Consider the following 13,210-nt stretch of genomic DNA (forward strand, 5'->3'; position numbering starts at 1 on the left):
CGGCGTTTCTGCGGTCTTCAGGCGTTACTCGCGCCAGTTGAGGAAGCCCTTTTTCCCGTCAGGCGGGGTGAGGACCACGTCCCGGCCGTACTTCTTCTGAGCGTCAGCGCCGAAGAAGGCATCCGGGACGATGCGGATTGCCTTGGCCACCTTTCCGTCCTTCAGGAAGACGAACAACGCGGGCGACGCCGTGTAGCGGTTCTCCTTGGTCAGAGGCTCGCCGAAGGCTGCTTCGATGTCCTTGGCCGGCGTTCCCTCTGTCACGAAACCCGCCTGGTCCCACTCGAAGTCCGTGGCGTCGGCCAGTTTCAAGGCCGTCCCGTTCTTCGCGGACTCGAGCACCTGGCTGTTGAGCTTCTCGTTCGATTCGGGCATGACAGATCCTCCTAGTGAACAGGCGGCCAGGGCGCAGGCCAGGATGACAGTGAGCAAGCCGGCCAGGGAGGCGCGGCCAGCAAGAATGGGGCGGCCTGCGGAAGTCAGCAGGCGTCGTCGAGCCTGTGGTTGGTGTTGGAACCTCACGAGGTGGTCCTCGACTCGTCGTTAAACTCCGGATCCTCGCCGGGGGCGGGCTCGGCATTGTTGGCGTCGCCGGTTTGGTCCATGGGGACCTCATTGGACGGATGGGGCAGCAGGTCCTGTCCCACCACCACAGTGTCGCCGTTGTTCACGGCTTCCTCGATCAAGTCCGCAAGCTCCTCAGCGCTGGCATCCGGGTTGGCTATGGCCACGTTGCGGCCCACCTCATTGTTATACAGATCCATGGCTTCACGGGGCGCGGGGTTGCCGGGGAGCTGCTCGTGCGCCGTGGCGTAGTCCTCCGCCCAGTCCGCACCGAACTCCTTGACCATGAGCGCGTTCCAATATGCGTGACGGAAGGCATCGTTCTGGTCATCGTTGCGGTCGGCGCTGGGGAAGCGGTCGTCGGCAGTGCTGAAGGCGTCATCGTGAATGCCTTTGAAGGCGTTCATCTCGAAAGGACCCAGGCCGTTGAGGAGCTCCGCTTCCTTTTCGGTGACCTCCCTCTGGTCAACCACGAAGCGCAGGGGGTCCCAGTCCCCGGGCCAATTGGTGGTTTCGGCGTCGCTGACCTGGTAATTGTCCAGGATTTCCTGCGGTGTTGGCTGGCCAGGGTTCGGATTGGCTGCGGTCTTGGTGGTGGAGTCGTTCCCGGGGTTGGCGGAGGTGCCGGAGCTGCCCGAGGTGCCGCTACCCTCCGTGGATGCGGAGGACTGCTGGTCGGCATTGGTGAGCACGCACTGTGACGCCTCTTCCAGGCCTCGAGTGGTTCTCTCCAGCAACGGCCTCAGGCGGCCCTGCCAATCTGCGGCAAAACGCTTGGCATCCTGGCCCTGCCAGCCGCCGCCCTGGCCGGTCATGCCTTGGCCGATCAGCGAGTCGAGCTCCCGGGCCCGGCTGGTCAGCAATGACGCACCGTTGGCCAAGGCCTTGGAGAGTGCTTTGAGTTGGTCGACGTCGGCGCCGTAGAAAGGCATGTTTCCCCCTGAGCTTTCCCTTCATGGTTTGGTATTGTTCCGCGGACCGCAATGGGTACTTCTGCCCGGTGGCTACTGAGGGAAAGCGTTCACCCGCAGCGACCAGCCGCCGTGGGGCTCTATATCTCACGGTGCGGGTATAGTGTGACGTTTGCCGCTCAAACGGCGTTTTGTACGAGTCTCCTAACTCACCTGTGATATTTCTTGGGTATGACGCAACCTACCGCTGAACACGTAGGCCTTCTGCTCCGCAACGCCCGTGGCGAAAAAGGGTGGACGCAGGGGCAGTTGGCAACCGAGCTTGGAACCAGCCAGAGCGCGATCGCCCGGATGGAGCAAGGTAAACAGAATCTCAGCCTCCGGATGATCGAACGGCTTGAGGCAATATTCGGCCGATCAATCGTCAAAGTGGGCAAGCCGCAGATGACCCACCTCCGGGTTGAGGGCGGCAGGACCCTGTCCGGCGAAGTGGATGTCAACAGCAGCAAGAACGCCGGCGTGGCGCTTTTGTGCGCCAGCCTCATCAACCGCGGCACCACCACGCTGCGCCGCCTGGCCCGCATCGAGGAAGTCAACAGGATTGTTGAAGTACTGACGTCCATTGGCGTCGAATGTACCTGGCTCAACGGAAGCGACCTCCGCATCCGCAGGCCCGATGTGCTGGACCTCGGTTCGATGGACGTAGACGCTGCCCGCCGTACCCGCAGCGTCATCATGCTGCTCGGTCCGCTCCTGGATGAGACCAGCGAATACCTGCTGCCGTACGCGGGTGGCTGCGACCTCGGAACGCGCACAGTTGAGCCGCACATGCAGGCATTGCGCCAGTTCGGGCTTGAGGTTGAAGCGAAGTCCGGGTTCTATTCCGTGACGGCGCCCCCGGCCGATGGCCACCACCGTTCCTTCGTCCTGACCGAACGTGGCGACACCGTCACCGAGAATGCCATCATGGCCGCCGCGCACCGCGAGGGCACCACCGTGATCCGCAATGCCAGCCCCAATTACATGGTCCAGGACCTGTGCTTCTACTTGCAGGGGCTGGGCGTGGAGATCCAGGGCGTCGGCACCACCACGCTGAAGATCACCGGCCGTTCCGCCATTGACGTGGAGATCGAGTACTTCCCGTCCGAGGACCCCATCGAGGCCATGAGCCTGATCACCGCAGGGATCGTCACCAACTCCGAGGTCACCATCCGCCGGGTCCCCATCGAGTTCATGGAAATCGAGCTCGCCACGTTGGAACAGATGGGCCAGAACCTTGAAATCTCCGGCGAATACATGGCACGCAATGGCCGGACCCGTCTGGTGGACGTTACCACCAAGCCCTCCGAGCTCCGCGCACCGCAGGACAAGATCCACCCCATGCCGTTCCCGGGCCTGAACATCGACAACCTGCCGTTCTTCGCTGTGATCGCGGGCAACGCTGAAGGCCAGACCATGATTCACGACTGGGTCTACGAGAACCGTGCCATCTACTTGACGGAACTCAACAAGCTGGGCGCACAGGTGCAGCTGCTGGATCCGCACCGGATCTACGTCAACGGACCCACCAAGTGGCGTGCTGCGGAAATCGGCTGCCCGCCGGCCTTGCGACCCGCCGCCTGCCTGCTTCTGGCGATGCTCGCTGCCCGGGGCACGTCCGAGCTCCGCAACATCTACGTGATCGAGCGCGGCTACGAGGACCTGGCCGAGCGGTTGAACACCATCGGCGCCAAGATCGAGTACTTCCAGGACTAGGCTCCACGCGTACGCCGGCAGCGGATCGTTAGCGCGCCCGTTTCCGCCATCCGCGCCAGCACGCTCTGGTGCGAATGGCGGAAACGGGGGCGGTCCTTCGCTTCGCCTTCGGCCCTGTCCTCTACCGGCCTCCTGACGCAGAATGGAGCATGCGGACTTTCGGGGTTGAGGAAGAGCTGCTCATCGTCCATCCTGTGACGGGAGAGCCTCTTGCCCTCGCGGATGCGCTGCTCGCGGGCCACAACCAGCCGGCATCCGCAACGAGCCTCAGCCACGAACTCAAGCTGGAGCAGATCGAAACCCAGACCCGCCCCTGCCACGGCTACGGTGAGCTTTTGCATCAGATCCGCCGCGGCCGGGCCATGGCCAATGAAGCGGCCGGCCAGCACGGCGCACGGGTTGCCGCGATCGCCACCTCCCCGCTGGATTCGAACACCCACACCACCCCGGATCCCCGTTATGCCGAGATGCTGGACCGCTTCGGCATCATCGCCACGGAACAACTGACGTGCGGATTCCATGTGCACACCTCTGTTGAGTCCCCCGAGGAAGGTGTGGTGGTGCTGGACCACATCCGGGACAAACTCGCCGTGCTCACGGCACTCACCGCCAACTCACCCTACTGGCGCGGCCTTCCTACCGGTTTCGACAGCTATCGCACGCAGGCATGGAACCGCTGGCCCACCTCTGGACCGTCGGCCGTGTTCGGATCACTCACTGCCTACCGACGCATCGTGAAGCGGCTGTTGGAAACGGGCGTGATCCTGGATGAGGGCATGATCTACTTCGATGCCCGCATCTCCCGGAACCACCCCACTGTGGAGGTCCGTGTGGCCGACGTCTGCCTCCGCGCCGAGGACGCCGCGTTGATTGCGGTGCTGGTGCGGGCTTTGGTTGAGACGGCTTCCTTGGAAATGCTCGACGGCGTTGAGCCCACCGCGGTGCCAACGGCACTCCTGCGGATGGCGAGTTGGCAGGCCAGCAATGCGGGGTTGCGTGGAGATCTCCTGGACTTCGGTGATTTCCGTCCCCAGCCGGCAGCGGGCGTGGTCTGGGCGTTGGTGGATTACGTGAGCCCAGTGCTGGATGACCAAGGCGAATTGGAGCTGGTCAAAGCGGGGATCTCAGATCTGCTGGAGCGGGGGAACGGCGCCCACGAGCAACGGGAAGCCGCGGTGCGGTACAACAACAGGCAGCGAGGCAGCCAGAACCAGCCGGGCAGTCCGCCCACCAACGCAGCCCTGGCCGCCGTCGTCGGGCATGCAGCGAAGGTGACGGTTCGCGGAACCTCTGCCGACGCGCACAAGGAGCCCGCGCCCATGTTGTCCAGGGTCAGGAGGCCTTAGGCCTTGTTGGGTTCCGGCTCTTCCCAGGCCATCAAGTAGGCGCCCGTGAGACCTTCCACAAGATAGAAGCAGAACGGCGGGATGTCCTTTTTCGCTACCAGAATGGCGCCGTAGACAGGTGCGCTGGCCGCAGCTGTGACGCCGATCCAGCGTTTTGTGGGCATGGAAAGAAGACTCCCACCCAAGGCGGCCAACGCCACAACATGCAGCCCGGAATAGGCCAGGAAAGGCGCGCTGGATCCTTGGCGGTAGGCAAAACCCTCAAGGTCAGCAGCCCGGCGGGCGAGGCTGGAGACGAAGAGCGGGGCGCCGGCGAGCAATGCGGCGGCGGCAGCGAAAGCCCACTTCTTCGCATTCCCACGTGGTGCGTTGTGGCCCGGAACGGCGTTCTGGCCCGGAACGGCGTTCTTGCCCGGAACGGCACGGGCAAACGCGGCGAATCCCACCGGCACGGCCACGGTTCCCACGGCGGTAAGGTGCTGGCCCACGATCCAACCGCGCCGTCCGGAGGTCAGCATGCGCAGGCGTTCGGCATCGTCCGGTGTCATGTAGACGCGCGAGACCGGCGAGATTCCCACGAACCACACCGCCGTGCCGGCAACGATGACCGCTCCGGCACGGCGATAGGGATGGTTCCCGCTCATGGCAACAAGGCTAGACCTGTTTGAGGGCCTTCTCCAGATCCAGGACGAGGTCGTCCACGTCTTCCAGTCCCACAGAGAGTCGGACTACTCCGTCGGAAAGCCCGATCGCCGCCCGGCCCTCCGGTCCCATGGCCCGGTGGGTGGTGGTGGCGGGGTGGGTGATGAGCGACTTGGAATCGCCCAGGTTGTTGGAGATGTCAATGACGCGGAGGCCATCGAGCAGGGCGAACGCAGCCTCTTTGGCTGAGCGCCCGGTCGAAGGAGACAGCTCGAACGTCAGCACGGTGCCGCCGGCCTTCATCTGCTTTGCGGCAAGCTCGTACTGCGGGTGGGACTTGAGCAGCGGGTACTTGACCCAGCTGATGGCAGGTTGCTGCTCGAGCCACGCTGCGATCTTCAAAGCGGATGCCGAGCTGTGGTTTACCCGCAGTCCGATGGTCTCCAAACCCTTGGTCAGCACCCAGGCATTGAACGCGGAAAGAGAGGGACCGGTGTGGCGCATGAGCTGCTTGACGGGACCATCGATGAACTCTTTGGTGCCCAGGATCGCACCGCCAAGGACACGACCTTGGCCATCAATGTGCTTGGTGCCGGAGTACACGATCACGTCCGCGCCCAGCTCACCGCAACGCTGCAGCAGGGGAGTGGCGAAGACATTGTCTACCACGACGGTCGCCCCGGCGGCATGCGCCAGTTCGCTGACGGCGGCGATGTCGACGATTTCCTGCATGGGATTGGACGGCGACTCGAAGAACACGGCAGTGGTCGGTTCCGAGAGGGCTTCACGCCATTGATCCAGATCCGGGCCGTCAACGAACACAGTCTCCACGCCCCAGCGGGGCAGGATCTCGTTGAGGATCACGAAGCAGGAGCCGAACAGCGAGCGGGCGGCAACCACACGGTCGCCTGCAGCCAGCAGGGCACCCAGGGCAGTGAAAACCGCGGACATGCCGGACGCCGTGGCAAAGCACGCCTCAGTGCCTTCGAGCAGCCTCAGCCGCTCCTGGAATGTGGCGACGGAGGGGTTGCCGTAGCGGGAGTAAACGAAGCGTTCGTCCTCGCCGGTGAAGGCACGTTCGGCAGCAGCGGCCGATTCGTAGACAAAGCCGGAGTTCAGGAAAACGGGCTCGGATGTTTCCTGGAAATTGGTGCGGTCAAGGCCACCGCGAACGGCCTGGGTGTCAGGGCTCCAGCCGGCGGCGTCGGGATTGAAAGTCACTTACTCGGTCCCCAGATTCGTCGGCAGGCCACGGTTCTTCCAGCCGTTCACGGTGCGCTCACCGTAGCGGTCCGGTTCCCCTTCGAAGCCCTCAAGGACGTTGTAGGCCGTGAAGCCGGCCTGCGTTGCGGCAATGGCGGCGGAGATGGAGCGCTGCCCGGAGCGGCAGATGAAGACGAGCTCCACGGCATCGTCCTCGGGTGCCTGCTGCTGCAGGTCCTCTATGAAGCGGGAGTTCGGGATACCGCCGGCGAGGTTCCACTGGATGAACAGGGGATCGTTCTCAGTGGCTTTGGTGTCCGGGATGCCGATGTGGGCCCACTCGCCCTCGGTGCGCACATCCACCAGGATGGCGCCTTCTTCAAGCTTGGCCCACGCATCCTGCGGGGTCAGGTCACCTGCGTAGCTCATGCGTGGCCCTCGAATGCTTCTTCATCGTCGTAGTTCTCGAGCTGGTCCACTGCGTTGGCGACGGCGGCGTCAGCATTGGCAATCGCCGCAGGCAGCACAATTGCCTGGGCCACGATGACTTCCGTGCCGTTGAAGGTAGCTGCCGGGCTGCCATGGAGCACATAGCCTTCGGCGAGGGAGTTGTGGATACGCTCGCAGAAATCGCGATTATCCGGGCCTGTAATCAGGCGGTAAGAGAGTTTTTCTTCAGTGGGTTCAGGCATTGCTGGTGCTCCTCAGTCACGCTTGCAGTTCGAGTTGTCGATACGCCGAGTAGTCACCTGAGGCACCCCGCCGGAGAGAGGGTTGCCGACCAGCAAGTCAGGGCTTTGCGCTGGTACTCATTACTCAAGAAAAACGTAACATCCACGGGCGTCGGGCTGCACTTGCGGGTGGCTGCACCGTCGTCATGTTGCGTAATCGGCGGCTGCTTCACTGCCGGTCCTTAAGCGCCCGCACTGCCGCGCCGACAGTGGGGTAGAAGTGGTCCGGCGTAAATCGGGCCGCCGTACCAAGGCGGATCAACTTGTCCTTCACAGGTCCTTTGAGCTCGGCAAACACCAGGTCCACTCCTTTTCTGGCCAGCCATTCGTCCAGGGTTACCAGGTCATCCAAGGCGGTGGTGTCGATCCCCGTGATGGGTTCTGCAGCAAGGATGACGTGGGTAATGGGCTCCGCGGACTCGTCCGGGGCCTCGTCGAGTTGCTCCCTGACAAAGCTGGCCAGGACCTGTCCGTTGCCGAAGAACAGGGGTGCATCGAACCGGAGGATCAAGAGCCCGGGAATTCGCTCGCCTTCGGGGTGCCGTTCAAGGTCGTGATACCCGGGGACGCCTTCCTCGGCGCCGAGTTCGGTTCGGTACGGATCCCATGCCCTGCGGACAAAATCCAGGAGCGCCAAGGCGATGGCCACCACGATTCCCTGGAGGACACCCACCGTCAGCACTCCCACGAACGCGGCCAGCATCACCACGGACTCGCTGCGGCTCAGGCGCAGGAGCCGCCGGACGCCCGCTGGATCCGCGAGGGCAATGGCTGCGGCGATGACGACGGCGGCCAAGGTTGCCGATGGCAGGTACTCGGTCACGCCCGGTGCCAGCAGCATGAACGCCAGCACCAACACGGAGCCCACCACCCCTGTCATCTGGGATTTCGCGCCGGCATCCACGGCCACCGGGGTCCTGGAGGTACTGCCGGAGATGGGGAACCCGCCCAGGAGGCCTGTAGCAGCATTGGCTGCACCAAGCGCAGCCATCTCCCTGTTTCCGGAGACCTTCTTCCCTTCCTTGGCTGCCAATGTCTGTGACAACACCCCTGTGTCAGCGAAAGCCATGAGTGCAATGCCTGCGGCGGCAGGGAGCAGCGTCAGGGCGTCGGCCCAGCCGATGCCCCCGAGTGCGGGCATGGGCAGGCCCTGCGGCAGGACCCCGGTGACTTTGACGTCGCCGTTGAGCCCGAAGACCGCCGTCGCAACGCACGAGCCAACCACCGCCAGCAGAACGCCGGGTACCTTCCATTTCAGGAGCCGGGGGATCCAGATGAGAGCCAGCGACCCGACTCCCAACAGCAGCGCGGTGATGTTGACCTCGCCGCCCAGTAACCCGGTGGTGACCTTCGCGAGCTTTTGCCAGATGTCGCCGTCGGCCTCAATCCCCAGAAACGCCGGGAGTTGCGAAAGGGCCACCAACAGCGCGATTCCGTTGAGGTACCCGAGCCGGATGGGTTTGGACAGCAAGCCCGTGATGGCTCCCAGTTTCAGTGCCGAGCCCGCAAGCATGAGCGCCCCGATCAACACGGCCAGCAAGCCGGCCAGCGCCACGGATTTTTCGCTGCTTCCCGCTGCCAGCGGCACAATGGCCGCGGCAATCATGGGAGCAAGGGCAGAATCGGGTCCCAGGACCAGAATGCGGGAAGGTCCCACCACCGCATAAACCAGCAGCGGGACCACTGTCGCGTAGAGCCCGGTGACCGGGGGAAGCCCTGCCGCCTGCGCGTAGGCCATCCCGGCGGGCACCAGCAGAGCAAACAGTGCAGCGCCCGCAATCAGATCGTGCCGCAGCCATTCCCGCTTGTAACCCTTGAGGGCCCAGACGCTGGACAGCCGGTCCTTGGCGGAGGGGCGGGTGGTTGCTGCACTCATACAGCGATCATTCCCGACGCCTGCTGTTTGCGGAACACGACATACGCCTTATGTGGAAAATCCGGGCCGTCTCCAGCCGCGTTCAAATATGACGCCCCGGGAGCATAATTGACCCAGTACGTCCCCCTGTAACTTCGCATGAAATCAGGTCGCGGTGAACGGACAGAGCAGTTCTACACTCAAGCCCATGCTGCACTTTGGATGGTTTGTGGGCCACGGATTCGGTGTCCAGGGGTGGGGGACGCCCGGTTACGGCCTGGGCTACGACTGGAAGAAACCCGCCCTGTACCAGGACGCTGTCCGGGCGTTCGAACAATCCGGGTTGGACCTCTTCATCATCGAGGATTCCCTCACCGTGCCGGACACGTATGGCGGATCTGCGGAGGTGTCCCTGGCTCACGCCTCCTTTGCCCCGAAACACGATCCGCTGGCGCTGGTCCCGTACCTGCTCTCCGCCACCGAGCACCTGGGAATCGTCCCGACCGTCAGTGCCTCGTTCTACCCGCCCTTCACTGCCGCCCGCCTCCTCGCCACGTTGCAGCACTTCTCTGCGGGCCAGCTGGGCTGGAACGTGGTCACGTCCGGCAGTGACCTCGCCGCCCAGAACTACGGGTTGGACCAGCAGATTGAACACGACCTTAGGTATGAAAGAGCGGAGGAATTCGTCGACGTCGTCAGGCGGCTCTGGCGGAGCTGGGAACCGGGCGCTGTCCTTGAGGACGTCTCCGCTGGGGTGTTTGCCGACCACACCAAGGTCCACCCGATCAACCACGACGGCGACTTTTTCAAGGTCCGCGGTCCACTGAATACGGCGCCGCTGCCGGAGGAACCCGTACTGGTCCAGGCTGGCGCGTCTCCCCGGGGCAAGGCGTTCGCGGGTGGTCATGCCGATGTGGCCATTGCGTTGGCCCGTGGTGTTGAAGGCATGAAGTCCTACCGTGACTCGATTCGCGCGGAGGCCGCCAAAGCCGGCAGGAACCCCGACGACGTCAAGGTACTTTTTGTCCTGAAGCCCACCGTGGTTGGTTCTGCTGCCGAGGCCGAGGAATTGCGGGCCCGGCGTCGTGAGCTCACCCAGCGCGACATCGACAGCCAGCTGAACTCCATCTCCTACCTGTCGGTGATCGACTTCAAGCAGTTCGACCTCGACGCACCCCTCCCGGAGCTGAGTACCAACAGCAACCAGGGGACGTTGGAACACTTCACCAAGGCGGCCCCTCCCGGTTCCACGCTGCGCGAGATCCTGCAGGCCCGGAGCGGCGGGGCAGGGGATTCGATCATCGGCACGGTGGGCGAGATCGCAGATTACCTTGAGTCGACCGGCTCCGAGGTGGGCGGCGACGGGTTCCTCTTCTCCGGCTTCGTGGACCCGGTAACCGTGCACGGTGTCCTGGACAAGCTCACCCCTGAACTACGGCGGCGAGGCCTGTTGAGGACGAGTTACGGCAACGGTGGGTTCCGGCAGAATCTCCTGGATTTCTGATGACGTCTTCCAAACCGCGGACTTTAGTGCTGGGAACGGCTCCGGTGCGCGCTGCAGACGTGGCGCTGGCCGCCTCTGATCCGGCGTTCCACGTGAAACTCAACCCAGATGCGTTGTCTTTGATCGGTCGCTCCCGTGACGTACTGGAGCGTACCGCCGCCTCCGGACAGCGGGTTTATGGACTCAATACGTTGCTCGGCTCCGGCCGGGACACCGCTGTGGAGGAGAAGTCGCTCCTGGCCTATCAGGTCCAGGTGGTCAGGTATCACAACAGCGGCGTGGGATCGTATCTGGACCGTCCCGCTGCCCGCGCCGTGATCCTCGCCCGGCTGATCGGCTTCAGCCGCGGCGGTTCCGGCGTGCGGCCCGAAACAGCAAACTTCTATGCCGGGCTCCTCAACCGTGGCGTCCTGCCCGCCATCCCGCGCGAAGGGTCGGTGGGCTCATCGGACCTCACCCAGCTGGCCGCCGTCGCCGCCGTCGCCATCGGTGAGGGCAAAGCCTTCGACGCCGACGGCGCCTTGGTCCCGGGTGCCAAAGCGCTCGCCGATGCCGGCCTTCAACCCCTCGTCCTCGCCCCCGGTGAGGCGCTCGCCTTGGTGAGCGCCAACGCGTATTCCGTCGGCGCCGGGACCCTCGCCTTGCTGCGGTTGCACCATCTGGCCCGGCTGGCCGACGTCGCGCTCTCCCTTTCGCTGGAGACCATCGCAAGGTACGACGGCGGCGGGAACCTCAGCCCGTTTTCGCCGGCTATCCAAGCGGCCAAGGCGGTGAACGGCCAGGGTGATTCGGCGGCAACTGTGCGACACCTGCTGAGCGGTGGCTGGATGGAGGATGTGCGTTCCGAGGTGTCGGTGCAGGATGCGTTGTCCTTCCGGGCCGCACCGCAGACTCACGGGGCGTTTCGATCCCTCGTGACGCAACTTGGTGTTGCCTTGGAAGTGGAACTGAATGGTCGCGGCGACAATCCCCTGGTGGATGTCGAATCCGGGCTCATGGTGTCCGGCGGGAACTTCCAGCCGATGCAACTGGCTCTAGCATTCGAGGGTCTGCGGCTGGCGTTGGCGCACGTGGGGATTTCCAGTGAGCGCCGCATCGCCAAGCTGTATCCGCCGCAACGGGCCATCCGGGCCAAGCACTTGCAAGCAGCATCGAGCCAAGCATCGTCTGCAGGGTCGGGAACCGAGGCCGGACTGGAATCTGCCTCGGCTTCCGGGCTTGCCCAGGAGGAACTGCCCGGGCTGCTGTGGTACTCCGCGGCCGGGCTATTGGCCGAACTCAAGTTCCTGGCCGCCCCGGCCACTCTTGGCGCACCGACCCTGTCCGCCGACGTCGAGGACCACTCAACATTGGCCCCCTTGGCCCTCCAGCAACTCGAAAAGTCGGCGGAGGTGCTGGAAAAGCTGTTGACGATCGAGGCGCTGACGGCGTCCTATCTGCTGCTCGAAGCGGGAGCTGCGCAACCGCTCGGGAAGGGGACCGGCGTCGTCGTGGGTCGACTCGCTGACGTGCTGGCCGACAGGCCATCGGCGCCGGATCTTGTGGAACGGGCGCGGACTGAACTGCGCGGCGCCGTGGATCAGGTTTTCCCGGAATCAGAGGAAGGGGTTGGATCGTGGTGAGTACGGCGATTCGTCAGCATGGAGCCCACGCATCGGCCCGACTGCCGGCCGGGCTGGACGCCTCGGTCCTGGACAAAGTGGGCAACACGCCACTGGTGAAGTTGGAGTCGCTGGGCCGTGGACTGGGCAGCACCATCCACATCAAGCTTGAGTCCGAAAACCCCGGCGGCTCCATCAAAGACCGCACTGCACTCAGCATGGTTCGGGCGGCTGAGAGGTCCGGGGAGCTGAAGCCGGGAGCCACCATCGTGGAGAGCACCTCGGGCAACACCGGGATCGGACTGGCGCTCATTGGCCACCTGACCGGTCATCCCGTAGTGGTGGTGACAGGTGACACGATCTCCGAGGAGAAGCTCGCCGCGCTGCACAACTACGGCGCCCGCGTGATCCTGACCGACTGGAATGCGCCGTCGGAGTCGCCGGAGAACGCCCGGGCTGTGGCTGCGCGGATTACGGCCGAGACGCCCGGTGCGTGGCGTCCCATGCAGTTCGACAACCCCGCCAACCCCCTGGCGCACTACGAAACCACCGGACCCGAAATCTGGGAGCAGACGGGCGGCCTGGTCACGCACTTCGTCGCGGGCATCGGAACCGGCGGGACCATCAGCGGGAACGGGCGGTTCTTGAAGGAACAGGTAGGTGCCCTGCGCCCGGGCCGACATCTGGAAGTTGTTGGCGCGGACCCCTTTGGCTCTGCCTACAGCGGCGGCCATCCCGGCGAGATCCTGGTGGACGGCGTGGGCAACTCCTGGCCGGAACCCGAGTGGCCCAAGGCCTTCGACCGTTCCATCGTGGACCGCTTCCTCCGCATCCCCAACGACGAGGTTTACACCACCGTTCACCGGCTCCTCGACGAGGAAGGGCTCGCGCTCGGCCCCTCCTCGGGGCTCGCCGTCGCCGCTGCCATCCGGGTGGCACGCGCCGCGCCTCACGGCTCGGTGGTGGTTGCCATAGCGCCCGACGCCGGGACGAACTATATGAGCAAGGCCTTCAACCCCGTGTGGCTGGCAGAGCACGGCATCCGGCTCGCCGCCGACACCCCCGCCGCCCGCGAGTAGAACCCTCTCTCACGTCCCT

12 protein-coding genes and 1 riboswitch are annotated in these 13,210 nt (G+C 64.4%); of the genes, 5 read left to right on the top strand and 7 right to left on the bottom strand.

Translation table 11 applies throughout. From position 1 onward, the window contains the following. Positions 1-24 precede the first annotated feature (24 nt). Both AB4Y77_RS07960 and AB4Y77_RS07965 read right to left on the bottom strand, forming a co-directional pair. Entirely contained in the window at positions 25-375 is a 351-nt protein-coding gene (locus AB4Y77_RS07960; protein WP_442013505.1) for a hypothetical protein, read from the bottom strand. Between the two features lie 143 nt (positions 376-518). Next, positions 519-1,496 (bottom strand): DUF6973 domain-containing protein, encoded by a 978-nt coding sequence (locus tag AB4Y77_RS07965; protein WP_442013506.1) that lies wholly within the window; start codon positions 1,494-1,496, stop codon positions 519-521. 210 nt (positions 1,497-1,706) lie between these two features. Between AB4Y77_RS07965 and AB4Y77_RS07970 the strand changes: the two genes are divergently transcribed. Both AB4Y77_RS07970 and AB4Y77_RS07975 read left to right on the top strand, forming a co-directional pair. Further along, positions 1,707-3,230 (top strand): UDP-N-acetylglucosamine 1-carboxyvinyltransferase, encoded by a 1,524-nt coding sequence (locus tag AB4Y77_RS07970; protein ID WP_442013507.1) that lies wholly within the window; start codon positions 1,707-1,709, stop codon positions 3,228-3,230. Between the two features lie 149 nt (positions 3,231-3,379). Beyond that, positions 3,380-4,576 carry a glutamate--cysteine ligase 2 gene (locus AB4Y77_RS07975; RefSeq protein WP_442013781.1) on the top strand — a complete coding sequence of 399 codons (1,197 nt, stop codon included), beginning with the start codon at positions 3,380-3,382 and terminating at the stop codon, positions 4,574-4,576. On the opposite strand, the gene AB4Y77_RS07980 is transcribed toward AB4Y77_RS07975, so the two are convergent. The 5 genes from AB4Y77_RS07980 to AB4Y77_RS08000 form a co-directional block, all read right to left on the bottom strand. After that, on the bottom strand, positions 4,573-5,220 hold the full coding sequence (locus tag AB4Y77_RS07980) for a hypothetical protein (RefSeq protein WP_442013508.1): 648 nt from the start codon (positions 5,218-5,220) through the stop codon (positions 4,573-4,575). The two genes, AB4Y77_RS07975 and AB4Y77_RS07980, sit on opposite strands and share 4 nt — an antisense overlap. Before the next feature lie 10 nt (positions 5,221-5,230). Next, positions 5,231-6,439 (bottom strand): O-succinylhomoserine sulfhydrylase, encoded by a 1,209-nt coding sequence (locus tag AB4Y77_RS07985; protein ID WP_442013509.1) that lies wholly within the window; start codon positions 6,437-6,439, stop codon positions 5,231-5,233. Next, positions 6,440-6,850: a rhodanese-like domain-containing protein gene (locus AB4Y77_RS07990; RefSeq protein ID WP_159708158.1), complete on the bottom strand. Its 411-nt coding sequence runs from the start codon at positions 6,848-6,850 to the stop codon at positions 6,440-6,442. After that, complete coding sequence (locus AB4Y77_RS07995) at positions 6,847-7,113, bottom strand: DUF1737 domain-containing protein (protein ID WP_089596407.1); 267 nt, start codon at positions 7,111-7,113, stop codon at positions 6,847-6,849. The genes AB4Y77_RS07990 and AB4Y77_RS07995 overlap by 4 nt, the downstream gene beginning before the upstream one ends. A gap of 13 nt (positions 7,114-7,126) precedes the next feature. Further along, positions 7,127-7,238, bottom strand: a riboswitch (SAM riboswitch). An 83-nt stretch (positions 7,239-7,321) separates the two neighbouring features. Further along, positions 7,322-9,028: a SulP family inorganic anion transporter gene (locus tag AB4Y77_RS08000; RefSeq protein ID WP_442013510.1), complete on the bottom strand. Its 1,707-nt coding sequence runs from the start codon at positions 9,026-9,028 to the stop codon at positions 7,322-7,324. A gap of 154 nt (positions 9,029-9,182) precedes the next feature. Between AB4Y77_RS08000 and AB4Y77_RS08005 the strand changes: the two genes are divergently transcribed. Genes AB4Y77_RS08005 through AB4Y77_RS08015 form a run of 3 tightly spaced genes read left to right on the top strand, consistent with a single transcriptional unit; the run spans position 9,183 to position 13,191 of the window. Then, a complete protein-coding gene (locus tag AB4Y77_RS08005; RefSeq protein ID WP_442013511.1) occupies positions 9,183-10,511 on the top strand; it encodes an NtaA/DmoA family FMN-dependent monooxygenase in 1,329 nt (442 codons plus the stop codon). Beyond that, the gene (locus AB4Y77_RS08010) at positions 10,511-12,133 is read left to right on the top strand and encodes an aromatic amino acid ammonia-lyase (RefSeq protein ID WP_311213901.1); all 1,623 of its coding nucleotides are present in this window, start codon (positions 10,511-10,513) and stop codon (positions 12,131-12,133) included. Before AB4Y77_RS08005 ends, AB4Y77_RS08010 begins: the two co-directional genes overlap by 1 nt. After that, complete coding sequence (locus AB4Y77_RS08015) at positions 12,127-13,191, top strand: PLP-dependent cysteine synthase family protein (RefSeq protein WP_442013512.1); 1,065 nt, start codon at positions 12,127-12,129, stop codon at positions 13,189-13,191. The genes AB4Y77_RS08010 and AB4Y77_RS08015 overlap by 7 nt, the downstream gene beginning before the upstream one ends. The last annotated feature ends 19 nt before the right edge of the window (positions 13,192-13,210 follow it).

Source organism: Paenarthrobacter sp. YAF11_1 (genome assembly GCF_052113445.1).
In the GTDB taxonomy this organism is placed as follows: domain Bacteria; phylum Actinomycetota; class Actinomycetes; order Actinomycetales; family Micrococcaceae; genus Arthrobacter.